Source organism: Arthrobacter sp. NQ4 (assembly GCF_029077345.1).
In the GTDB taxonomy this organism is placed as follows: Bacteria; Actinomycetota; Actinomycetes; order Actinomycetales; family Micrococcaceae; genus Arthrobacter.
Genome location: NZ_JARETC010000016.1, coordinates 16,287 through 39,560, shown reverse-complemented (window position 1 = coordinate 39,560; position 23,274 = coordinate 16,287). Strand labels below are relative to the sequence as shown.

Annotated in this window: 21 protein-coding genes; 14 read left to right on the top strand and 7 right to left on the bottom strand. The window is 65.9% G+C overall.

The genetic code is table 11. The features are described 5' to 3' along the window. Positions 1-26 precede the first annotated feature (26 nt). The 4 genes from PUN51_RS19260 (at position 27) to PUN51_RS19245 (ending at position 5,720) form a co-directional block, all read left to right on the top strand. A complete protein-coding gene (locus PUN51_RS19260; RefSeq protein WP_159634002.1) occupies positions 27-1,424 on the top strand; it encodes an MFS transporter in 1,398 nt (465 codons plus the stop codon). A 257-nt stretch (positions 1,425-1,681) separates the two neighbouring features. Beyond that, the gene (locus PUN51_RS19255) at positions 1,682-2,680 is read left to right on the top strand and encodes a bile acid:sodium symporter family protein (protein WP_275182179.1); all 999 of its coding nucleotides are present in this window, start codon (positions 1,682-1,684) and stop codon (positions 2,678-2,680) included. A gap of 95 nt (positions 2,681-2,775) precedes the next feature. Beyond that, positions 2,776-5,241, top strand: a complete 2,466-nt coding sequence (locus tag PUN51_RS19250; RefSeq protein ID WP_275182178.1) for a molybdopterin oxidoreductase family protein — start codon at positions 2,776-2,778, stop codon at positions 5,239-5,241. Continuing rightward, the gene (locus PUN51_RS19245; protein WP_159633993.1) at positions 5,238-5,720 is read left to right on the top strand and encodes a hypothetical protein; all 483 of its coding nucleotides are present in this window, start codon (positions 5,238-5,240) and stop codon (positions 5,718-5,720) included. The genes PUN51_RS19250 and PUN51_RS19245 overlap by 4 nt, the downstream gene beginning before the upstream one ends. Positions 5,721-5,741: 21 nt before the next feature. On the opposite strand, the gene PUN51_RS19240 is transcribed toward PUN51_RS19245, so the two are convergent. Beyond that, complete coding sequence (locus PUN51_RS19240; protein ID WP_275182177.1) at positions 5,742-6,497, bottom strand: MerR family transcriptional regulator; 756 nt, start codon at positions 6,495-6,497, stop codon at positions 5,742-5,744. A gap of 241 nt (positions 6,498-6,738) precedes the next feature. On the opposite strand from PUN51_RS19240, the gene PUN51_RS19235 reads away from it, so the two are divergent. The 4 genes from PUN51_RS19235 to PUN51_RS19220 are packed head-to-tail and all read left to right on the top strand — an operon-like array spanning position 6,739 to position 11,527. After that, positions 6,739-7,608, top strand: a complete 870-nt coding sequence (locus tag PUN51_RS19235) for an alpha/beta hydrolase (RefSeq protein ID WP_275182176.1) — start codon at positions 6,739-6,741, stop codon at positions 7,606-7,608. Positions 7,609-7,666: 58 nt separating this feature from the next. Further along, complete coding sequence (locus PUN51_RS19230) at positions 7,667-8,548, top strand: fumarylacetoacetate hydrolase family protein (protein WP_275182175.1); 882 nt, start codon at positions 7,667-7,669, stop codon at positions 8,546-8,548. After that, positions 8,548-10,314, top strand: coding sequence for an FAD-dependent monooxygenase (locus tag PUN51_RS19225; protein ID WP_275182174.1), 1,767 nt, complete (start codon positions 8,548-8,550; stop codon positions 10,312-10,314). Before PUN51_RS19230 ends, PUN51_RS19225 begins: the two co-directional genes overlap by 1 nt. Then, positions 10,292-11,527 carry a DUF3500 domain-containing protein gene (locus PUN51_RS19220; protein WP_275182173.1) on the top strand — a complete coding sequence of 412 codons (1,236 nt, stop codon included), beginning with the start codon at positions 10,292-10,294 and terminating at the stop codon, positions 11,525-11,527. The genes PUN51_RS19225 and PUN51_RS19220 overlap by 23 nt, the downstream gene beginning before the upstream one ends. Before the next feature lie 225 nt (positions 11,528-11,752). Here the strand turns inward: PUN51_RS19220 and PUN51_RS19215 are convergent, their stop codons facing one another. The 4 genes from PUN51_RS19215 to PUN51_RS19200 all read right to left on the bottom strand — a co-directional run bounded on the left by PUN51_RS19215 (position 11,753) and on the right by PUN51_RS19200 (position 15,677). Next, positions 11,753-12,823, bottom strand: coding sequence for a quercetin 2,3-dioxygenase (locus PUN51_RS19215; RefSeq protein WP_275182172.1), 1,071 nt, complete (start codon positions 12,821-12,823; stop codon positions 11,753-11,755). 127 nt (positions 12,824-12,950) lie between these two features. Continuing rightward, complete coding sequence (locus PUN51_RS19210; RefSeq protein ID WP_018772148.1) at positions 12,951-13,250, bottom strand: DUF4193 domain-containing protein; 300 nt, start codon at positions 13,248-13,250, stop codon at positions 12,951-12,953. A 238-nt stretch (positions 13,251-13,488) separates the two neighbouring features. Continuing rightward, positions 13,489-14,868, bottom strand: a complete 1,380-nt coding sequence (locus PUN51_RS19205; RefSeq protein WP_159633976.1) for an MFS transporter — start codon at positions 14,866-14,868, stop codon at positions 13,489-13,491. Between the two features lie 245 nt (positions 14,869-15,113). After that, a complete protein-coding gene (locus PUN51_RS19200) occupies positions 15,114-15,677 on the bottom strand; it encodes a hypothetical protein (protein WP_275182171.1) in 564 nt (187 codons plus the stop codon). A gap of 327 nt (positions 15,678-16,004) precedes the next feature. Here PUN51_RS19200 and PUN51_RS19195 point away from each other — a divergent pair, with 327 nt between their 5' ends. After that, positions 16,005-17,213 carry an aspartate transaminase gene (locus tag PUN51_RS19195; protein ID WP_224024437.1) on the top strand — a complete coding sequence of 403 codons (1,209 nt, stop codon included), beginning with the start codon at positions 16,005-16,007 and terminating at the stop codon, positions 17,211-17,213. Positions 17,214-17,259: 46 nt separating this feature from the next. Beyond that, positions 17,260-17,955, top strand: a complete 696-nt coding sequence (locus PUN51_RS19190; RefSeq protein ID WP_224024439.1) for a 4-carboxy-4-hydroxy-2-oxoadipate aldolase/oxaloacetate decarboxylase — start codon at positions 17,260-17,262, stop codon at positions 17,953-17,955. A 150-nt stretch (positions 17,956-18,105) separates the two neighbouring features. Here PUN51_RS19190 and PUN51_RS19185 read toward each other — a convergent pair whose 3' ends face one another. Next, positions 18,106-18,348: a hypothetical protein gene (locus PUN51_RS19185; RefSeq protein ID WP_159633967.1), complete on the bottom strand. Its 243-nt coding sequence runs from the start codon at positions 18,346-18,348 to the stop codon at positions 18,106-18,108. 122 nt (positions 18,349-18,470) lie between these two features. Next, a complete protein-coding gene (nac, locus tag PUN51_RS19180; protein ID WP_224024440.1) occupies positions 18,471-19,421 on the bottom strand; it encodes a nitrogen assimilation transcriptional regulator NAC in 951 nt (316 codons plus the stop codon). 392 nt (positions 19,422-19,813) lie between these two features. On the opposite strand from nac, the gene PUN51_RS19175 reads away from it, so the two are divergent. The 4 genes from PUN51_RS19175 (at position 19,814) to PUN51_RS19160 (ending at position 23,248) form a co-directional block, all read left to right on the top strand. Next, positions 19,814-20,599, top strand: a complete 786-nt coding sequence (locus PUN51_RS19175) for a LamB/YcsF family protein (protein ID WP_275182170.1) — start codon at positions 19,814-19,816, stop codon at positions 20,597-20,599. Between the two features lie 2 nt (positions 20,600-20,601). After that, positions 20,602-21,333: a 5-oxoprolinase subunit B family protein gene (locus PUN51_RS19170; protein WP_224024444.1), complete on the top strand. Its 732-nt coding sequence runs from the start codon at positions 20,602-20,604 to the stop codon at positions 21,331-21,333. Then, the gene (locus tag PUN51_RS19165; RefSeq protein ID WP_275182169.1) at positions 21,330-22,343 is read left to right on the top strand and encodes a biotin-dependent carboxyltransferase family protein; all 1,014 of its coding nucleotides are present in this window, start codon (positions 21,330-21,332) and stop codon (positions 22,341-22,343) included. Before PUN51_RS19170 ends, PUN51_RS19165 begins: the two co-directional genes overlap by 4 nt. Positions 22,344-22,486: 143 nt before the next feature. Next, positions 22,487-23,248: an SDR family oxidoreductase gene (locus tag PUN51_RS19160; RefSeq protein WP_159633952.1), complete on the top strand. Its 762-nt coding sequence runs from the start codon at positions 22,487-22,489 to the stop codon at positions 23,246-23,248. The last annotated feature ends 26 nt before the right edge of the window (positions 23,249-23,274 follow it).

Sequence of the window (23,274 nt, the reverse complement as noted above, 5' to 3'; positions counted from 1 at the left end):
TCGCTGCTGGAGAAGGAGGACTCGCCATGCGCGAGCCGAACAACACTAAAACTATGGCCGGCGGCGCCAATGCCGCCAGGATCAATGCAGAGCTGGTAGCCCGCCTCGAACGGCTCCCGCTCACGCGACGGCTGACCGTGATCCGCGTGGTCATCGGGTCAGCCACGTTCTTCGACGCCTACACCGTCCTGGCAATCGCCTTCGCGATGCCCCAACTGTCCTCGGAATGGCACCTGAATGCCGGGGAAATCGGCATGATCCTCTCCGCAGGGTACGTCGGCCAGATCTTCGGGTCCCTCTTCTTTGGACACCTCGCCGAAAGAATCGGCCGACTGCCCGTCCTGCTCTTTACGATCCTGCTCTTCGTCTCCATGGACATCGCCTGCCTCTTCGCGTGGGGCGCCACGTCCATGATCATCTTCCGCTTTATCCAGGGCATCGGCACTGGCGGCGAAGTACCGGTCGCCAGTGCCTACATCAACGAATTCGTCGGTGCCAGGAAGCGTGGCAGGTTCTTCCTCCTATACGAGGTAATCTTCCCGGTCGGCCTGATGTTTGCCGGCATCGCCGGATACTTCCTGGTCCCTGTCGTGGGCTGGAAAGCCATGTTCATCGTCGGCATCGTGCCTGCCCTGCTCACAATCCCCATGCGCTGGCTTATGCCTGAATCACCGCGCTGGCTGGCATCCAGGGGTCACGTCCACAAGGCCGAGACTGTCGTCTCAATGCTCGAAAAGGAAGCGGTCAAGGCAGGACATACACTCTCCGAACCCGTGGTTCGGCCCGTTGACCCCAAGGCCACGGCCCGTACCGACTGGCGTGAACTGTTCTCCGGGATATACAAAAAGCGCACCTTCATGATCTGGATGCTCTGGATCTGCGTATACATGGTCAACAACGGCCTGGTCACCTGGCTGCCGACGCTCTACAAGCAAACCTTCAACCTTCCCCTGCAAACCAGCCTCGCCTACGGCTGGGTCACGTCCGCTGTCGGTGTTGTGGCCTCCGTCCTCTGCGCGCTGCTCATCGACCGCGTAGGCCGTAAACGTTGGTACACATTCGCCTTCCTGGCCGCGACCGTCCCTCTTGTCATCCTCACAGCCCTCGGCGCCGTGTCGGCGACACAGGTCGTAGTATTCGCCAGCATCGCCTACGCCATCCTGCAGACCATCTCCTTCTCGCTCTACCTCTACTCCGCCGAGCTGTACCCGACCCGGCTCCGCGCCATCGGCACGGGCTTCGGCAGCGCCTGGCTCCGGGCAGGCTCCGCCATCGGCCCCATCCTGGTCGGCTGGATCGTGGACAACTACGGAATCAGCCTGGTGTTCACCGTCTTCGCAGCCGTTGCCCTGATAGGCGGCCTGGTGACTATCTTCTTCGCCATCGAAACCAAAGGCCGGGTCCTCGAGGAACTCTCGCCCTAACTCCCCAGCACCCGCCTCAATGACAGCGCCACGAACCAGCTCCGGTCCGTGGCGCTGCCGTTGCCAGTCAAGGACTACCCTCGGACCATCGCTTCCCGTTCCGCCCAGATCCCAGGTGTGCCGTCGTGAGGACACTCGCTGCGCTTCGGCGGGCAAGGCGTCGACCTCAAAGGCGCATTGCCGTGGGGGCCCCGGCCTTGTTACCGCTCACGGTCATCAATTGGCGGAATCCTATAGGACAGTGCCACCATTATTGGATGCTTGAGGCAACTAAACCCCAGAAGTCCCCGGACGGGACGCCCGTCAACCCCGCGCTCGAAGCGGAAAGCAAAATCGCCCGCATCGCGGTAACGGTGTTCCCCATCCTGGTGGTCGGTGCCGGCATCCTCGGTTTCCTGCTCCCCGGGGTCTTCAAGCCCATGGCCCCCAGCGTGCCCTACCTGCTGGGCATCATCATGTTCTGCATGGGCCTGACCCTCACCCCGCCGGACTTCGCCGCGGTGGCCAAGCGGCCGTGGGCTGTGGCCCTGGGGATCGTGGCGCACTACATCATCATGCCCGGCGCCGGCTGGCTGATCGCGGGCGCCCTGAACCTCCCGCCCGAACTGGCCGTCGGCGTAATCCTGGTGGGCTGCGCACCCTCCGGCACGGCCTCGAACGTCATGGCCTTCCTGGCCAAGGGCGATGTTGCCCTCTCCGTGGCGGTGGCCTCCGTCTCCACCCTGATCGCACCGATCGTCACCCCGCTGCTGGTCCTGTTCCTGGCCGGCTCGTACCTGCAGATCGATGCCGCCGGCATGGTCCTGGACATCGTCAAGACCGTGCTGCTGCCGGTGGTCGCCGGCCTCCTCGCCCGGGTCTTCCTCAAGAAGCTCGTCGCCAAGGTGCTGCCTGCGCTGCCGTGGGCGTCCGCCGTCGTGATTTCCCTGATCGTGGCCATCGTGGTGGCCGGCAGCGCCAACAAGATCATTGAGGCCGGGGCCATAGTGTTCCTCGCCGTGGTGCTGCACAACGGGTTCGGGCTGGGCCTTGGCTACCTGGCCGGCAAGCTGGGCCGCCTGGACGACAAAGCCCGCCGCGCCCTTGCGTTCGAAGTGGGCATGCAGAACTCCGGCCTGGCGGCGACGCTGGCCACCGCCCACTTCACCCCGCTGGCTGCACTGCCGTCCGCGGTCTTCTCGCTGTGGCACAACATCTCCGGCGCCATCGTGGCCGCCTGGCTCGCCCGGCGCCCGCTGCGGGACAAACAAGCCTAAGGGGCCCGTTAACAGCCAGCCATTCCGGGTACAGGCTCCGGTAAGGACAGCGCCGTTTCGACGCTGTCCGCCAGTTCCTGTAAGGAGATGGACAGATGGCTCGGATTGACCGGATAGCTGAACCATGGGGGACACGGACGCCGTACGGCACCGGCGGTGACTGGCCCGTCCGGGTGGACACCCACCTGGCCGAAGGAGTGGCTCCGGAGGACGTGGAGCGGTGGGTCCAGACGGCCTCGCTCCTGCACTCCAACGGCGACGCCATGGACATCGCCGTCAAGGACAACAGAATCGTCGGCGTGCGGGGACGGGCCGTGGACCGGGTCAACCACGGCCGCCTGGGCCCGAAGGACCTCTACGGCTGGCAGGCGAACGCCTCCCCGGACCGGCTCACCAAGCCCCTCATCCGCGAGAGCGGAAAGCTGGTGGAAACGGACTGGGACACCGCCATGCAGCGCATCGTGGACAAGTCCAAGGCGCTGCTCGCGGAACAGGGCCCCAGCGCCCTTGGCTTCTACACCACCGGCCAGCTCTTCTCCGAGGAGTACTACACCCTGGGCACGCTGGCCCACGGCGGCATCGGCACCAACCATGTGGACGGCAACACCCGGCTGTGCACGGCGACGGCGGGGGAGGCCCTGAAGGAATCCTTTGGCTGTGATGGGCAGCCCGGCTCCTACACGGACGTGGACCACGCCGATGTGATCGCCCTGTACGGGCACAACGTGGCCGAAACCCAGACCGTCCTCTGGACCCGGATGCTGGACCGGCTGGCCGGCCCCAACCCGCCCAAGATCATCTGCGTAGACCCGCGCATGACGCCCGTGGCCAGGGCAGCCACCGTGCACCTGGCGCCGCGGCCCGGCACCAATGTGGCCCTGATGAACGGCATCCTGCACGAGATCATCACCAACGGCTGGGTGGACCGGGAGTACATCCAGGCGCACACCGTGGGGTACCCGGAGCTCGAAAAAGAGGTCAAGAACTACCCGCCGGCCCTCGTGGCGGAAATCTGCGGCGTCCCGGCGGAGCAGATCACCGAGGCGGCCAGCATCGTCGGCCACGCGGAGCGGCTGCTGTCCACGGTGCTGCAGGGCTTCTACCAGTCCAACCAGGCCACCGCCGCCGCCGTGCAGGTGAACAACGTCAACATCATCCGCGGCATGCTGGGCAAGCCCGGCTGCGGCATCCTGCAGATGAACGGCCAGCCCACGGCGGAGAACACCAGGGAATGCGGGGCCGACGGCGACCTTGCCGCCTTCCGGAACTGGTCCAACGATGCGCACATCCAGGACCTGGCCCGGGTCTGGAACATCGATCCCATGTCCATCCCGCACTACTCCCCGCCCACGCACGTCATGCAGATGATGCGGTACGCGGAGGACGGTTCCATCCGGATGCTGTGGGTCAGCGGCACCAACCCCGCCGTCTCGCTGCCCGAGCTGGCACGCATCCGCGGCATCCTGGAACAGGACCGCCTGTTCCTGGTGGTGCAGGACATCTTCCTGTCCGAGACCGCCCAGCTGGCCGACGTGGTGCTTCCCGCCGCCACCTGGGGCGAAAAGACCGGCACCTTCACCAACGCGGACCGTACCGTGCACCTCTCCGAGAGGGCCGTGGACCCGCCGGGCGAGGCCAGGCCGGACCTGGAGATCTTCATCGACTACGCGCACCGCATGGGACTGCAGGACAAGGACGGCCGGCCGCTGATCAAGTGGCACGATCCCGAGTCGGCCTTCGAAGCCTGGAAGGAATGCACCCGCGGCCGGCCCTGCGACTACACCGGCATCACTTACGACAAACTCCGCGGCGGCTCAGGCATCCAATGGCCCTGCAACGAAGAGAACCCGGACGGCACAGAACGGATCTATGCTGACGGGAAGTTCTGGGCGCACCCGGAGTACTGCGAGACCTACGGCCGCGACCTTATCACCGGCGCGCCCGTGGACCCCACGGAGTACAAGGCGCTCAACCCGGAGGGCAAGGCCATCATCAAGGCCGCCGGATACATGCCGCCGCACGAACTGCCCAGCCAGGACTTCCCGCTTCAGCTCATCACCGGCCGCACGCTCTACCAGTTCCACACCCGCACCAAGACGGGGCGGACCCCGGAGCTCCAGGCGGCCGCGCCTGACGTGTGGGTGGAGTTGTCAGCGGACGACGCCGGCGCGTACGGGATTGCCGAAGGCGACCTTGCGGAGGTGGAGACGCCCCGTGGGGCCGTCCGTGCCAGGGTGCGGATCAGCGGCATCCGCAACGGGGTCCTGTTCCTGCCCTTCCATTACGGCTATTGGGACACGAAGGGCGGACACCAGCCGGACGGGCCCGGCAGGGCTGCGAATGAACTGACCATCACCGACTGGGATGCGGCGTCCAAGCAGCCCATCTTCAAGACCGCGGCAGCCCGCATTACCCGTATTTCCCGCGGTGACGGGCCCTCTTCAGCGCCCACCACCACGGCCTCGGCTCCGGCCGGGGAATTCGCCGAAGGGGCCAGGACCAAGGGAATTTTGAGCGCGCTGGCGGATGAATCCATGGACGCGGCAGGAGGGGCACGATGAAATTCGGCCTGGTACTGGAGGAAATGCACCGCTCCGAAAACGACCTGGCGCACCACCTGCTGGTCATCTCCGAGCGGCACAAGGTGGACCACGAGATCTACCACCTGGCCCGGGACCTGGCGCGCTGGTCGCAGCAGCACGTCCGGGACATCGCGGACATCGCCAAGAACTACGGCCAGGACCTTGACCCGGAGCCCCGCGGTGAGGCCGGGCTGATGGAAACCATCCGGGAGAAGGGCAGCGAGATGATGGGCCGGCGTCCGGAAACCGGGATGCTGCTGCTGCGGGACCTCCGCGAGCTCTACCTGAAGGCCTGCGGGGTGTCAGCAGACTGGGAACTGCTGGCCCAGGCCGCCCAGGGGATGAAGGACAAGAACCTCCTGGCCCTGGCGGAGAAGTGCCACCCGCAGACCATCCGCCAAATGAAGTGGGCCAACGGCAAGCTCAAGGAATCCGCTACCCAGATCCTGGTCAGCTAAGCGCAGGCGAGCAGGGAACCCTCAGCGCGCCTCCCGGGCCGCCTGGAGGTGCGCCACCAGGGCCTGCAGCTGCTCCGCGGTCCACGGCAGGCCCAGGCTCAATTCGGTGCTGTTCTCGTTCCACATGGTGCGGGCGGCTTCCTTGGTGCCCTCGCCGCTGTGGAAACGCGAGCCCAGCTCATCCCAGCGGCGCACCAGCTCCCGGGCCTCGGTGCTGGTGGCTGGGACGCCGCCGTGGACCTGCCGCAGGCCCTCCTCCACCAGCCCCGCCCACTCAGTCCGTGATTGGTCCGTTGCCTCCTGCCCCAGCTGGGCCCGCCGCTCCTCGAGCTCCCGGCGCTGGTCCCCGGTGAAGTAGTTCTCGAACATCGTCATCCTTTCCAAAACAGTCATGAAATCGGCGGGCCCGGCGTGCCCGTGTCCGCTGAGGCGTGCCAGCAGCTCCCGGATGGTCTCTTGGAGCTGTTCCAGCTGCAGGGCCTGCTCGCCCAAGGCATCGAGCTGCCTCCGCAGCAGTTTGTGCAGGGACTCCGGATCGCCGCCCGCTTGGTCCAGCACCGGTGCGATCTCGGCGAGGGGCACGCCCAGGCTGCGCAGGGTCCGGATGCTGTACAGCCGCCGCAGGTCAGGTTCGGTGTAGCGGCGGTGGCCGGCGGCGGTCCGGCCGCTGGCGTGGAGCAGCCCGATGCTGTCGTAGTGGTGCAGCGCCCTGACGGTGACTCCCGTGGCCGAGGCCAGTTCGCCGATGCTCCAGCGGGGTTCTTCCGGTTGTTCCATACCGCCCACCGTAGGACCTGACGCCGCGTCAGGTTCAACCCCGGCGCACGCGACGCCGGCCAGGATACTGCGTGCAGGGAAGCAGTTTCATTCAGTGAAACTGGCGGCGCGTGCGGGGCGGCCCATGGCACAGAGTTGAGTCCATGAACGACGGGCCCGTTGCGGGCCCCCACCCCATTGAGCAGTTCACCAACGCTTCAACACACAGCACAGAAACGGCGCGCTACACATGGAGTCAACGATGACGGGACGGCGGATCCTCAAAGGGATCGAGTTCGCCCGGCCACAGAACGCGGAGCCGCTGCTGCTGGACCTCTACCTTCCCGCGGGAGCAACGCGCCAGGCCGGCCGGCCGGCGGTGGTCCACTTCCACGGCGGCGGCTGGCGGACGGGGGAGCGGTCTTCGCTGGGCCCCGCTGTTGACGGTTTCGGACTCAGCCCCATCGAGCAGCTGGCCGATGCCGGGTTCGTCGTGGCCTCGGCGGACTACCGGCTCAGCACGGTTGCCACCTTCCCGGCCCAGCTGCTGGACGCCAAGGCAGCTGTCCGCTGGCTCCGCACCCACGCGGCCGAATACGGCGTGGACCCGCACCGCATCTACGCCTGGGGCGACTCGGCCGGCGGCCACCTGGCCAGCCTCCTGGGCCTGACCGCGGATTTCCCGGTCCATGCCGGAAACGACGCGCCGGACGACGACCGGGTTACCGGCGTCGTGGCCTGGTACCCGCCCACGGACCTGCTCAGGATGGGTGGACAGGCACGGCCGGATGCCGTGGCCCGGGCGGATGATCCCGGATCCCGCGAAGCACTGCTGATCGGCGCGCAGCCGGCCGACGCTCAGGACAAGGCCAAGGCCGCAAGCCCCCTCAGCTACGTCCACGCAGGCGCCCCGCCTTTCCTCCTCATCCATGGAACGGCGGACCGCTTCGTCCCGGTGGAGCAGTCCGCCTCGCTGGCCGGGGCGCTGGAAGACGCGGGCAACGCCGTCGAACTCCTCCTGCTGGAGGGCGCGGACCATATGTGGGCCAGCCCGGACGGTAACAGCGGTGCCGCGGAACAGGCCGTTGCCGCCACCATCGATTTCCTCCGCCGCCAGTCGGAACAGCACTGATTTCCCACCACCATGCCGGGGCAATACCCGCACCCCGGACCAGACCGAAAGGCCTCCCATGCAGTTCATCGGCATCACCCACCACGGCGGACCCTGGGCAGCGGCGCTCGCCGGCTCCCGGGTCCTCCCGCTCACGCCGGCCGACGATTTCTGGGCCGACGCCGAGGGCTGGCAGGACAAGGCGGCAGCCCTGGTTGCCGGCGCGGCACACGCTGAAGCGTCCGACGGCGAGGGCTGGCTGGAACGCGGCAGCGTCATCGAGGTGCCGCTGGTTCCCGCCTCCGCGCGGGTGATCTGCGTGGGGCTGAACTACAAGGCGCACGTGGCCGAGGGCAGCTTCAAGGACCAGGAACTTCCTCCGTACCCCACGCTGTTCGCCCGGTGGACAGCCTCCCTGTCCGTGGGCAACGTGCCCGTCCCCGTCCCGGCGGGCGAGGCAGGGCTGGACTGGGAAGGCGAAGTTGCCGCCTACATCGGCCGCCGGGTGGAGTCCGCCGACGAGGACACCGCGGCGGATGCCGTCTTTGGCTACTCCACGTTCAACGACATCACCTCGCGCAGGGCCCAGAAGCTCACTTCGCAGTGGACCCTGGGGAAGAACGGCGATTTCAGCGGCCCCCTGGGTCCAGTGGTGAGCCGCGACGAGGTGGGCGACCTGCGCGACGGGTTGCAGGTCCGCACCCGCGTCAATGGGATCGAAGCCCAGAACGGCAACACCCGGGACATGATTTTCTCTGTCCCGGCCATCATTTCGCTGATCAGCGAAACCTTCACCCTGCACCCGGGTGACGTCATCGCCACCGGCACCCCCGATGGCGTGGGCTACGCCCGCACCCCGCAGTGGCTGCTGCAGCCCGGCGATACCGTGGAAGTGGAGATTGAGAAGCTGGGCATCCTGACCACGCCGGTGGGCGACATTTCCCTTCGGAGCCGTGCCTGATGAGCGCCTTCCCTACCGCGGCTGACCTCCCGGCGGAGGTTCGGGTCCTGATCGCCGGCGGCGGCCCCAGCGGACTCTTCCTGGCACTGGACCTCGCCTCCCGCGGGGTGCCCAGCACCGTCATCGAACCGCGGACAGCGCTGGACCACACCCGGCCGCGTGCCAAGACCACCAACGCCCGCACCATGACGCACCTGCGCCGGCTGGGCCTCGCCGAGGTTCTCCGGGACGCCGCGCCGCTGCCGGTGGAATACGCCCAGGACGTCATCTTCTGCACCGGCCTCACCGGCCCTTCGGCCCATGAGCTGCGCCGGTTCCGCAATGCTTTCCAGCTGGTTCCCGGCCGGTACGGGCCGCAGCCGGAGTGCGGCCAGCAGGTACCGCAGCCCGTCCTCGAGGAGGTGCTCCGGGCCGCCGTCGACAGCCACCCGCTGGTGACGTTCCTGGCCGGGTGCACCGTCACTGGCGTGAGTGCCCCTGAAGGCGGGGCCGCCACGGCACCCTGCGCCGTCGTCGTTGGGGATCCCGAAGGTGCCGAACGCACCATCGCCGCGGAGTACGTCATCGGGGCCGACGGCGGGTCCTCCGCGGTGCGCCGCAGCCTGGGACTGCGGCTGGAAGGCGGCTCCGCCGAGCTGTCCAACATCAGCATCCTCTTCCGCTCGAAATCGCTGGCGTCCGCTGTCTCTGTGGATCCGGCCGTGCAGTACTGGGTGGTGGGCTCGGAGACCTCCGGCATGGTGGGACCCATGGACCGCGACGGCACGTGGTGGGCCATCGTCCAGGGCGTGGATCCGTCCGTGACGGTCACTGCCGGGGACGCGGCCGCGATGGTCCGCTCCCTGGTGGGCTCGGACGTGGACATCGAGGTGGTGGCCACCGACCCCTGGACGGCACGGATGCTGCTGGCTCCCGAATACAGCCGCGGCAACGTCTTCCTGGTGGGGGACGCGGCGCACCTCAACCCGCCCTGGGGCGGCCACGGTTTCAACACCTGCATCGGCGACGCCGCCAACCTGGCCTGGAAGCTCGCCGCCACGATCAACGGCTGGGCCGGGCCCGGACTCCTCGCCAGCTACGGGGCGGAACGCCGGCCGGTGGCTGCGCGCACCATCCGCGACGCCGCCACCAACGGCAAGGCCCTGGCCTACCACTTCGCAGACCCGGACCTGGTTGCGGCCGGCCGTGCGGGGGATGCCGCCCGCGGGGCTGCGCACCGGGCACTTGCCGTGAAACAGAGCGAGTTCGACTCCCTCGGCTTGGTGCTGGGCTACGCGTACGGCGGCTCGCCCGTGGTGCTGCCGGACGGTTCTGCCCTCCCCGACGAGGACCCCATCCGGTACATTCCGTCCGCTGCTCCGGGGGCCCTGCTGCCGCACGCCTGGCTGGCGGATTCCCGTTCCCTGTACAGCGCCCTTGGTGCGGGCTTCACACTGCTGGCCGACGCCGGATCGCTGGGCGGGGTGGACCCCGCCGAAGTTTTCGAGCCCGTCCTGGCCGCCGGTGCCCGGCAGGGCATCCCGGTGACCGTGGCCGCCGTCGGGCCTTCCGACGACGGAACGCACCTTGCGGACCTGTGGGGCGCTGCTGCCGTGCTGGTCCGTCCGGACCAGCACGTGGCCTGGCGCGGCAACTCCCCGGTGGAGGCCGCCGCCGCGCTGTCCGCCGCCGCGGGCTGGGCGACCGCTTTCCCTCCCGCACGTCCTGAAGAACCTGCACCTTCCATCGAGACCAGGAGCGCCCGTGTCGACGTCATCATTCCGTGATTTCCTCTTTACCCCGGACCACCCCCGCGTGGCGGACATCCGCGGACTGGATGCCCGCGAATACGCCGAGGCCGCCAAGACCGATGCGTTCGCCGGCCCCATGATCGAGGGCTGGCGGAAGCTCTATCCGCAGCCATTCACGGGCATCACCAGCGACGGCGTCCGCCGGGAGGGCCTCTACCTGCTGGCACCTGCCCGGCCCGGTGAGGAAGCGCCCACCGCGGACATGGTGGCTGCGGCGCGGAAGCTGATGGGCACGGTCACCGCGGACCAGGCCGGGAAGCTCTGCTACGCCGTGGACGTGCCGGAATGGCAGAGCTGGGCCAACCCCGAATTCATGCAGCACGACACGGGGCTCCGCCTGGACGAGGTTGCCGGTCCCGTGCGGGATGCGGTGCTCGGCGTGGTGGAGGCTTCGCTGAGCCCGGCCGGGTTTGAGCTGGTGCGGAACCTGATGCGGATCAACGGCTTCCTGGGTGACCTGGTGGAGCTGCCGCTGCTCATGAACGAGTTCAGCTACAACTTCGCCCTGTATGGGGAGCCTTCCGAGACGCAGCCGTGGGGGTGGCAGCTGTTTGGCCACCACGCGGCGCTGAACTGCCTGGTGGCCGGGACGCAGCTGGTGGTCTCGCCGGTGTTCATGGGCGCAGAGCCGGACATGATCGACGCCGGCCCGCACAAGGGCGTCAAGGTGTTCAAGGAGCGCATCGCCCTGGCCCGGCAGCTGATGGCCGCCCTGCCTGCGGACCTGCGGGACCGCGCTGTTGTTTATGCGGAGATGGTGGACCCGGCCATGCCCGCGGGCCGCCTCCACCCGGGCGACGAACGGCACCTGGGCGGCTGCTTCCAGGACAACCGGGTGATCCCGTACGAGGGCATCCCGGTCACCGACATGCCGCCCGGAACCCGGGAACTGCTCGACGCCGTGGTGGAGGACTTCATCGCCTACCTGCCGGACGGTCCCCGTGCCGCCCGCCGCCGGGAAATCCAGGAACACTACGGTGAAACATTCTTCAGCTGGATCGGCGGCTGGGAAGGGGAGGAAGCGTTCTACTTCCGGGTGCAGAGCCCTGTGGTGGTGCTGGAACTGGACCACCACACCGGCGTCTTCCTCAGCAACGACCAGCCCGCCCCGTTCCACATGCACACCGTGGTCCGCACCCCCAACGGCAACGACTACGGCCGCGAACTCGTCAGGCAAGCCACCCCCTGACCCTGACCCACCTACCCTCCCACCCTCCCACCATCGATTGCTGAGTAACTGCCGTTTTGGGGCGCCATAACGGCAGTTACTCAGCAATCGATGGGTTTAAAAGACCAGAAGGCCCGGATTTCCTCTCGGAAGTCCGGGCCTTCGTATCGAACAAGACCTCATCGATTGCTCCGTAATTGTCGTTCTCAGTGCTCAAAACGACAATTACGGAGCAATGGATGTGGTTTAGGGGATGTCCAGCGCTGCGCGGCGCTGCGGCGGAGGGCCGACGACGGTCAGGTCCATCTCGGCCTGGGCGCGCCCGAAGCCCTCCATGTCCATGTAGGGCTCGCCGCCCTCGGTGTACATGTAGTCCTCGGTGGGTTCGTTGAAGTACTCGAAGAAGCCGTTGAACACCGACGGCGTCAGGAAGCCCACCATCTGCGTGTTGTGCGCGTCGAGCGCGAACGAGTGGATGGTCCCGGCGGGGGCGTGCACGAAGTCGCCCTTGGTCAGGAGCATCTCGCGGCCGTTGGCGTAGAGCCACATCCGGCCCTCGGTGCAGAGGAAGTTCTCCGTGTGCTGGGAGTGGAAGTGCATCGGGATGTAGGGGGTCTTGGCGCCTTTGGTGTGCACGGCGAAGTAGTTGGAACCGGTGTTGGCGGGCCGGGACAGGTAGGTGAACATGGTCTGGTAGCTGACCAGGCGCTCACCCTCGCCGGCACTGAGGAAGTACGGGCTCTGCGTGGGCGGCAGCCCGGCGTCGTGCTTGAACGACGGCGCCACACGCTCAACGTCAGGGAACGTGATGCCAAACTCGGCGCCCACCTCTGCCTGCTCCTGCAGGCTGGCCCTGTGGCCGGGGCGCACCGGCGGGACGTGCGAATCGATGGGCGTGCCCACCCGCTCGTAGTAGGCCTCGCCGCCGCCGGGCGTCATCCAGTTCAGGAAGCGGGTGTAGTGGCTGGCCATCCGGTACGCGTGCGGCGTGTTGGGCGGGATGACCACCGAGTCGCCGGGGGTGAGGATGCGGCTCTCGCCCGGCAGCCAGACATGCAGGATCCCGTCGAAAACGTAGAGCGTCTTGTGCTCCACTTTGTGGCTGACGAACGGCGACTCAGCGCCCATGCCGCCGGAGATGTAGGCAGCGCTGAAGATGCCCCCGGTGTCGCCGGCGCGCGCGATGACCGTCACCAGTTGGCCGTTGATCTCGTAGCGTGCGCCTTCGCCCGACGCCATGTAATACGGGACCGCCTCGCCGGGCAGCGCGTTGGCCACCGGGAGCTGCTTGTTCATTTCCTCAACGCTGAGGGACATGGTTTCCTTCTTTCCAGTCGGCCGGCCCTTGCCGGAGCGTGACCTACATCATGGCTGTCCCACGCCCCGGCCACGAGCCCTGATTCCATTAGTTGAAATCAGAACGTGGCCGGCCATCGTCCCCCTGCTACCCCTCACATTCCTTGCAGTACTTCTTGCCGTCCTTCTCACGGGCCAACTGGCTGCGGTGATGCACCAGGAAGCAGGACATGCACGTGAATTCGTCTGCCTGCACCGGGACCACCTGGATGAGGAGTTCCTCGTTGGAGAGGTCGGCGCCGGGCAGCTCGAAGCTGTCCGCGAGGTCCGTTTCGTCCATGTCGGGAGCGGCCTCCCGGCGGCCGGACTTGTCGGACTTCAGCTCCTCCAAGGCGACGTTCGGCTCTTCCTCGGGAGTCACCCGCGGAGCGTCGTAGTCAACTGACATGTGGTGTGTTCTCCTGTCCAGCTGCTGATGTCCAGATTGTTCTGGACAGATCGACAACGCCGGATGGGCGCAACTAATTCCCTGCCCGTGCGCAAAGTGAAGACCTCTTAGTTGTTGGCTGTGTTGCTGCCGTCACTAAGAGGTCTTCACTTGTTCACAAAGGAATCAACGTTGTGGCCCGTACAGCTAGTACGCGATCATCTCAGGGGGCGATGACCTGTCACCTCTGCTTTTCGGGCTAACCAGCGAGGCCGCGGGCAGCTGTGCTTGGGGACATGGCCGCGGCCGTGAGGACAGACGTTTCCTGCTCGCTCTGCTGCACCTCGTCGAGCTCCTTGAGGGTGTACTTTTTGGTCTCCTTGGCGGTGAGGGCTGAGATTCCTGCCAGGACCATGAACCCGAGAGCGACCATGGATGGTCCGACCCAATCTTTCAGGTCGGGGCCAGCGAGTGCTGTCGAGAGAACGGGGCCGATGACGCCCGAGATGGCGAAGCCGATCTGGGTGCCAAGGGCGAGCCCGGAGACGCGCAGCCGGCCGGGGAACATCTCCGCGAAGAACGACGGCCAGGACGCGTTCACCATTGAGTAGAAGAGGGAGTAGTTGATGATGCCAAACAGGAAGATCAGGGACCAGTTGCCGGTGGTGATCGACCACAGGTAGGGCACCATAGTGACGCCTACGCCGCCCGTTGCAATAAGGAACATCGTTTTGCGGCCGATCTTGTCCACAAGGAATCCCGCCAGGGGCGTGATTCCGAGGGCGATCACGGCCGAGACTGTGGTCGTCAGGAGCATGGTTGGCTTATCCAGCTTGTACCCGGCGGTCCCGAAGGCTACCGAGAAGGTCTGCATCATGTAGCTGGTGCCCGCGATGAGGGCACAGAATACGATCCGCAGCACTGCACGCCAGTGGAAGCGCAGAAGATGCCGGAGAGGGGCAACGTTCGCTTTGGCGGCCTGGGCCTTTACGAACTCGGGCGGCTCCTGGACGTGGCGGCGGATCAGGTAAGCAGCGACCACCACGAGGGCGGAGGCCCAGAACGGCAGCCGCCAGCCCCAGCTCAGCAACTGATCCGAGGGCATAGCGGCGATCGGGATGAAGACCAGCAGGGTGAGCAGCGTGCCTGAGGAGGAACCCAAGGTGGTGAAGCTCGCGAGGAACCCGCGCCGGCCTTCGGAGGCATGCTCCAGGCTCATGGTGATGGCACTGGGCTGCTCGCCGGAAAGGCACAGTCCCTGGATGACGCGGATCAGCACGAGCAAGATCGGAGCAAGAGGACCGATCTGGGCGTAGGTGGGCAGGCACCCGATCAGGAAGGTGCAGCCGCCGATGCCGAACAGTGTGATCATCATGACGAACTTGCGGCCGCGGCGATCGCCCAGCGGCCCCAGGATGAGGGAGCCGAGCGGGCGTACCGCGTAGCCGACCGCGAAGGTGATCATGGCGAGCAGCACGCTGAGGCCCTGGGGCAGCTCGGGTGAAAAGAAGAGCACGTTCAGAACCAACGCCGACGAGGTGCCATACACCGCGAAGTCGTAGTACTCCAACGTCGTACCGATCCAGGCCGCGATTGCGGCCCTGACCGGGGTCTTCCTGGGAAGTGTAGTTTCTGTCATTTCGTCTCCGTGAATGATGGTGAACACCGGTTGCCGCTATACCTGGGCTCTCGGAAAGAGATCTTGAGTGGAATGTCCGGCTGGTCCTGCTGTGAGCTCTCTCGCAAGTCGTGTTGACGGCTTTTGCGGACTGGCCCCAGACATCAAGTTAACGTTTGCGGTGTGGGTCACACAAAGTCCTCTTTTATGTACCTACATAGCGATTTGTTATGGCTTGGAGCCGAAGAACCGGAGACCCTGGACGATCATTGCGGATGGGCCACACGCAAGCCGACGCCCCTGGTCATTTTGCGGATTTCGTCGGACTTCAGGCCGCTTGCCCCGGCAAGTTGGTAGTCGTCCAGGAGCCGGGATTTCCTGGCCAGGGCCAGTACCTGCGTTCGTTGTTGTTCCGCATCACTCCGGGCGCCTTCGGCTGCCGCCAGCTCCGAAGCCAATCCCGCGATGAGGTGAAGATGACCGCTTCGGGTTTGGCCGGAGGGGTACAGCCCGCCGCGTGCCAGCGTGGCAGACCGGATACTGGCGGCAGGCTGGCCGGCGGCCTTCGCGACGGCGGAAATCTTCACGCCGTCGCACACGGCCTGGGCAAGGCAATCACCCAGCTCGGCGGTGAGGGCACGTACCCTGCTGGACCGAAGTGCGAGGGTCGTCCGCAGCTGGGCCAGCATGGCCAGGGCTTGTTGGGCGCGGGCCGTGGCGGGGTCTGGCTTCGGGACGCCCCGGTACCGGTACGCTGCTACGCCGGCCCCGCCTGTCCCGGTGCCGGCTGTTCGCGGAGGTATCCGTTCCTGAATCTGTCTGCCGGGCACCTCTGCTCCTTGTCTTAGTTGGTGTTTCCATGCCCGCGTGGCTTCCCGCCGGCAGGCGTACCTCTCCCGCGGTTCGGGACGCTGGCATGGAAGGCGTCGCGGCGGCGCTTGGCCTTCAGTAGGCCCGTTATCCACCCTGCAGGTTACGCCGCCGGCAATCCGGTAAGGCAATACCGAAAGTGCGTGGAGCAATAGGCGAAAGTTTTGGCTGCTCCGTCATAAGGGCTGCTTATCTGTCCACGCACTTTAGGTCTTATCCAAGAGGGCGGCTCCTTCCGTAGGCTCGATTGAACAACCCTCATCCGCACCGGAAGCCTGGAAGAGACCATGCCTGAATTCGTGCCCGCATCACGCGTAACCCGTATCAAATCCTCACCCAGCGTTGCCGCGGCGGCCCGTGTCCGGGAGCTCAAGGCCGAGGGCCGCCGGATCCTGGACCTGACGGTCGGCGAGCCGGATTTCGACACGCCCCAGCACATCAAGGACGCTGCCATCGCAGCCATCGGCCGTGGTGAAACCAAGTACACATCGGTCACCGGGACGCCCGAACTGCAAAAGGCCATCCTGCAGACGCTGCATCGCAAAACCGGCCAGCAGTACGCGCCGGGCGAGATCACCATCGGAGGGGGCGGGAAGCAGGTCATCTTCACCGCGTTCATGGCCACACTCGATGCAGGCGACGAGGTTGTCATTCCCGCACCGTACTGGGTCTCCTACCCGGACATGGTGCTCGCCAACGAAGGCACCCCCGTCATCGTTTCCTGTGGTGAGGACGCCGGTTTCAAACTCACCCCTGAGGCGCTGGCAGGGGCACTGACGGAGCGCGCCAAGTGGGTTATTCTCAATACGCCCTCCAACCCCACAGGGGCGGTGTACTCCCGCGAAGAACTGGCAGGCCTGGCCGCCGTCCTCAAGGAGCATCCTGCCGTCTACGTCCTCACTGATGAGATCTACGACGAGATCCACTTCGGCGAAGAGCCCATCACCAGTCTGGTGGCCGTTGCCCCTGAGCTTAAGGACCGTGTGCTGGTCACCAACGGGGTCTCCAAGGCCTACGCGATGACCGGATGGCGGCTGGGTTACGCCGGAGGGCCGGCGCCCCTGGTGGCTGCCATCAACAAGCTGCAGTCCCAGATGTCCTCCTGCCCGTCCTCCATCAGCCAGGCCGCCGCCGCCGAGGCACTCGGCGGAGACCAGGCATTCGTCCGCGACAGCGTGGAGGTGTACCGCGAACGGCGTGATGCGGCAGTCGCCGGGCTGAACGCGGTCAAGGGCCTGGAGTGCGCGACGCCGGATGGCGCCTTTTACGCGTACGTCAACTGCGCCGGGGTCATCGGCAAGACGACGCCAGATGGCAGGAAGATCACCAACGACGAGGATTTCACGCTGTACCTGCTGGAGGCGGCCTCTGTTGCCGTCATCCAGGGGTCGGCGTACGGGCTGAGCCCCTACTTCCGGATTTCCTATGCCACCGGGCTGCCGGTGATCGAGGAATCCATCGCTGCCATCGAAAAGGCCGTCACGGCTCTTGCCTGACCCAACCATTACTTTGCCCACGCTTTCTAAATAACAGGAGCACCTCATGATCCACGTCAAGACAAAATTCGACCGGCCTTCAGAAGACGCCGTTCAGCGGCTTTCCAAGTTCTCCTCCGCCACGGTGCACGAAGCGCAGGGCCGCAAAGGCGCCCTGAGCTCGAAAATAAAGCCGATCGACCGCAGCATGTCCTTCTGCGGCCCCGCCGTCACCGTGGTCTGTGCGCCGCGGGACAATCTGATGCTTCAGGTGGCCATCCATTACGCCCGGAAGGGCGACGTTGTGCTGGTGGCAGCCGGTGAGTACGACGAAGCCGGGACGTTTGGCGACGTGCTGGGCAACGCCATGAAGGCGAAGGGCCTGGCCGGTATGGTCACGGATTCCGGTGTCCGCGACACCAAGGACCTTATTGAACTCGGACTGCCGGTGTTCTCCGGCAGTATCTGCATCAAGGGGACCGTCAAGGAAACCATTGGCCCCATCAACCATCCCCTGGTCTTCGGCGACGAGATTGTCTACCCGGGCGATGTCCTGCTGGGTGATGCCGACGGCGTGGTGGTGGTCCGCAAGGATGAGATCGAGGAAGTCATTAAGCTGTCGCAGGCACGCGTGGACGCTGAGGACGACCTCATCCGCCGCTACAAGGAAGGCGGCACCACCATCGAGTTGTGCAAGCTGACCGATGTGCTGAAGGCTAAGGGGCTGCTGGTGGAGGACGCCGAACTGGAGCCCGCCCTGTAGCCCCACACCCCATCGATTGCTGAGTAATTGCCGTTTTGAGCCCTCATAACGGCAGATACTCAGCAATCGATGGGGTTAAACGACAGAGGCCCGGGGTTCCTTTCGGAACTCCGGGGCTTGCCTGTTGCCGCTTTGAAGCCGATGCGCCGATCAGTTCATGCCGGGCAGCAGGTGGGTAGGCGGTCCTACCTGGGCGTCATCCAGGTACCACATGGTGGAGCCGCGTTTTCCGGGCGGCATCATGCTTCCCTCGAACACGAAGACCGGTTCCGTGGCGGGCGCGTCCTCCGGACGCCAGAAGCCGTTGGTGGGGCAGTGGGAACCGGTGCCGGCTTTGAGCTGGATCCTTCTTTCAGCTGATTTCCGGTACTGCACGCTGGTGATCTTTTTCATGGCTGGGCTCCAGGGAATTTAAATGCCAGGGTTGCGCCTTTGGCGAACCTTTATGACTTTTATCCTAGGACCTGCTGAATTACCTGAATAAGACTAAAGCAGAGTGACCTGATAAGGCGCGCTTATGATGCCGCGAGTGGCGTGGCGGGGGGCGCGGAATATTTACTCCGGAGTATTTCCTGCAGCATTTCCTTGAGTACCAGCAGGACGGCAGACGCGGCTTCGGACAAGGGCTCGTGGTCAGGGGTGCAGAGTGCGATCCTGCACTGCATCGCGGGTTCGACGATCCGCAGCACCCGGAAGTCCTCCTCGTGGAACAGTGCGTCCGCAGCCGACTTGGGCAGGATAGTGGCTCCGAGGTCCGTGCGGAGCAGCCGGGTGAGGGAGGGGACTGATTCCACCTCGCCCACCAGCTTCAACTTCAGGCCACTGCTGTCGATGCCCGCCTGAACCACCTGCCGCAGCGTGTGGATCTGTTCCGGCAGGAAGAGCCCGACGTCAGCCACCTCGTCCAGGGTGATCGTGTCAGCGTCCGCCGCTACCGGGAGCTCCCGCCGGGAGTTCACGATCAGGTACAGGTCCTCGACGATGAGGGTGGTGAACTGCACCCCGCGAATTGGCCCCGGCTCGTAGATGAGTGCCATGTCCAGCCGCCCGTTCTTGATGGCCTCACTGAGCACGCCGCCGTAAATCTCGGTCAAGTGCAGCACGATGTCGGGGTAGCGCCGCCCCACCTCACTGATAATCCGCGGGGTCAAGCTGGACGCCATGCTGTAGGGGGCGATTGCTATGGAGACGCGGCCGGAAGGCGCCGCCCCTGAAGCTGCCACATCGATCCTGGCCTGGTCCACGAGCCGCAGGATGGTCTGCGCGTGCCGGTACAGGGTATGGCCGGCCGCCGTGGGCTCCACGCCCTGCTTGCTGCGGATCAGGAGCCGCTGCTTCAGCTCCGTTTCCAGGGCCGACACCTGCTGGCTCAGCGCCGGCTGGGCCACGTGGAGGGCGGCGGCCGCCTTCGTGATGCTTCCTGAGTCGACGATCTTCACGAAGTACGCCAGTTTCCGGGTGTCCATAGCGCTCCTCTTTTCCAGCCGGGGACGGCTCAGCATGCGGGGTCATACGTTGGCGCTATGGCGGGACAGGCATTACGTCTTTGTGTGATCCGAGTCTCGGGCATAGGTTAATTGCAGATGACTTTCCAATGACCAGAACATTCTATCCCCGCCCCGGCCATCACCGGTTTTGATGATGGCATATGTTTTGCGCATAAGCAGGGAAATAGTTTATTGGAAGCACCATTCTTATAGTCACGAAATAAGGACCCTGTACATTTTTTGCGCCGTCAATAGCGCCGGCCAAGGTCATAACTGTTCCCTATAGCGTGATACCGCATTCGTCTTTGTGTGGCTCCTATCCCGCTGCCACACTGATTTACACCCGCAGTACCAGCAGAGGAAGGCCCGTAATGCCCACAGTCGATCTCGTAGCGGATCTTGGTGAAGGTTTTGGCGCCTACTCGATCGGTGACGACAAAGCCCTGCTGGAAATCGTGTCCAGCGCCAATATCGCCTGCGGCTTCCATGCCGGGGACCCTGACATTATGGACGCCACCGTGGCTGAATGTGTCAGGACGGGAGTCGGCATTGGTGCGCATCCGAGCTTCCCGGATCTCCGCGGCTTCGGCCGCCGGGCGATGGACCTCACAGCTGACGAAGTCCGCACCGACGTCATCTACCAGCTGGGAGCCCTGTCGGCGTTTGCGGCCTACCACGGCGCTTCCGTCTCCCATCTGGCACCGCACGGCCGCCTGGGCAACCTCGTGGCCACCCGGGCGGACTATGCCGGAGCCGTAGCTGATGCCGCCGCCCGGGTGGACCCGAAGCTGATCATCCTGGCGCAGGACGGTGAACTCGCCACTGCTGCGGTAGAGCGCGGCCTGCGGGTGGCCATCGTTGGCATCGCGGACCGCGCCTACCAGGATGACGGCACACTGGTGCCGCGCAGGGAGCCGGGCGCCGTGATCCACAGCCCCTCCGTCATCGTCCAGCGCACCGTTCGGATGGTCACTGAAGGCCTCATCGAGACTGCCTCCGGCAGGGACATCGCCATCCAGGCAGACACGGTGCTGCTCCACGGCGACAACCCGGGCGCCGTCGAACTTGCCCGCCTGATCCGCAGCGAACTGATCGCCGCAGGCGTCACCATCGCCCCGCTGGCAGAGGTCCTTTCGGCAAAGCAAAAGGTTTCCTGACCATGTCCGCCACAACGACGACCAGCCAGACAACGCTGGACATCTACGAGTCCGGCGACGCCGCCCTGCGCGTGGTGGCACGGTCCGGTGACGCAGAAACCAACTGGGCCACCGTCCATTCCCTGGCAGGCTGGCTGGCAGCCGCCGGCGTCGACGGCATCCACGGCGCCGTTCCCACCTACGACTCCGTCCTGGTGGAATTCGACCCCTACCTCACCTCCGCCCGCCAGGTCCGGGCCTTCGTGCTCCTGGGCATGCGCCAGCTGGACTTCACCGGCACCGCCCTGCGGGAGCCGCGCCGCTTCGAAGTCCCCGTGGTGTACGGCGGCAGCTACGGGCCAGACCTGGACCGCGTGGCGGATCACCAAGGCCTGGACGTTGAGGACGTCATCGCCCGGCACACGGCCAAGACCTACGTCATCCGCTGCCTCGGAGCGCCGGCAGGATCTCCCATGATGGACGGACCTGACTTCCCGGTCCCCGTCCCCCGGCTCAAGGACCCGCGGCTGTCCGTGCCCGCCGGTGCCGTATCCGTGGCCGGACGCCAAGCAGTGATCGCGCCCGCAGTGGCACCAGGAGGCTGGTGCGTCATCGGCCAGACCCCCCTGACGGTCCTGGACGCAGCACGCGAACCCCTGGTGCCCTACGTCCCCGGCGATGAACTGCGCTTCTACCGCATTCCCGCCGAGGACTTCGGAAACTACCAGGGGCAGTTCCTGGAGGCACGGCCATGACCGGGTCACTTGTCATCCTGCAGCCCGGCCACTCCGTAGTTACCGACCTCGGCCGGACGAAGGGCCCTGCATTCGGACTTCCCGTCAACGGGGCCCTGGACCAGTTCTCGGCCAAGGCCGCCAACATCCTGGCCGGCAACGGGGACAATGATCCGCTGCTGGAACTCACCGCCCTGGACTTCAGGATGCGCGCCACCACGGACCTGCTGATCGCCGTGACCGGCGCGCCCCTGGACCTCACGGTGGGCGGCCGCGACTGCCCCCAGTGGGAGCCCGTCTCCGTCCGGGCCGGCGAAACAGTGACGGTCCGCGGAATCCGCACCGGCCTCCGGGCCTACATCGCCGTCCACGGATCCTTCACCGTCCCCATGCTGCTGGGCAGTTGCGCACCGGACACGGTGGTGGGCTTCGGACTGAAACTCGTCGAGGGCACCCGGCTCGCAACGCAAAAGACCACCGCACCCATCACGCAGCCACACTTCGGCCTGCCCCTGTTCAGGCTGGGACTGGCAAAGCCGGAATTCACCACCCACCCGGTCATCGACGTCACCGACGGGCCGGACGTGGCCGAATTCGGCGACACCGCAGACCTGCTTTTCACCACGGAATACACCGTGAGCCCCCGAAGCAACCACATCGGACTCCGGCTCGGCGGCGCACTGCCCGAACGCCAGCTCACCTCCGAGGTCCTCTCCCGCGGTGTCCCGGTGGGGGCCATCGAGGTTCCGTCCCGGGACGAACTGCTGGTCCTGCACCGGGGACGCGGCGTCACGGCGGGCTATCCGGTCCTGGGAGTGGTCACAAGCCGCTCCCTGGATGTCCTGGCGCAGTCCAGGCCTGGACACACCGTCACCTTCAGAAAGACATCCGTGGCTGAAGCAACAGCCATGCACCGCACAGCCTGCCTGGAACTGGACAAACTCCGGAACACCATGACCACAGTCTTCGGACTCCTCGGGATCGGCGCCGGCCAGCGCTGGTACGAACTCAGCCCGGCGTCAGGAGCCTGAACATCATGAATGCCCTTCCCGCCGCCCAGGACCGCACCCACAAACCGCTACGCAATCCCTAACCCCCTGCCAACCGGGGACACCTGCGCCCGGCCCCGCGCCGGACGCAGGAGCCCGTCACTTCCCACTTTCTGGAGTACCAAATGCCTTTTTCCGACTACACCACAGCCCTCGTCACCGGAGCCTCCACCGGCATGGGCGCAGCCATCGCCGAACGGCTGGCCAAGCGCGGCCTGACCGTCCACGCGGTGGCCCGCAATGAGGAACGCCTCGCTGAACTGGCGGACCGCACGGGAGCAGTCCCGCACGTGGTGGACCTGACCGACACGGCCGCGCTCACCGCCGTCGTCCGCGACCTCAAGGTGGACGTCCTGGTGAACTGTGCCGGCGTGTCCCGGCCCGGCAACATCCTGGACTCCTCCGAGCAGGACATCGACGAACTGGTGGACGTGAACCTCCGCGGGCTGCTGCAGCTCACCCGGCTGGTGCTGCCCGGCATGGTGGAGCGGGACCGGGGCCACGTGGTGAACATCAGCTCGATCGCCGGCCTTTACAACTTCTATGGCCACACCGTGTACCACGCAACCAAGGCCGCGGTGCACCAGATCTCCCGCCAGCTCCGCAATGACACCGTGGGCAAGCGCATCCGCGTCACCGAAATCTGCCCCGGCCGGGTGGAAACCGAAATCTTCGGCCGCAACCTGGGCGGCAGCCCCGAGGCCATGGAAGAAGCCTGGAATACGTACTACGAGGGCTACGAATCGCTCACTACCGATGACATTGTCAACGCCCTTGATTACGCCATTGAGACGCCGCGGCACGTGAATGTTGGCATGCTTGAACTCATGCCCACCTTCCAGGTCCCGGGCGGCCTGACCTTCGACCGCCGCGAGCCCACCGCCTGACGTCCGCCCGCACTTCAACCACCACC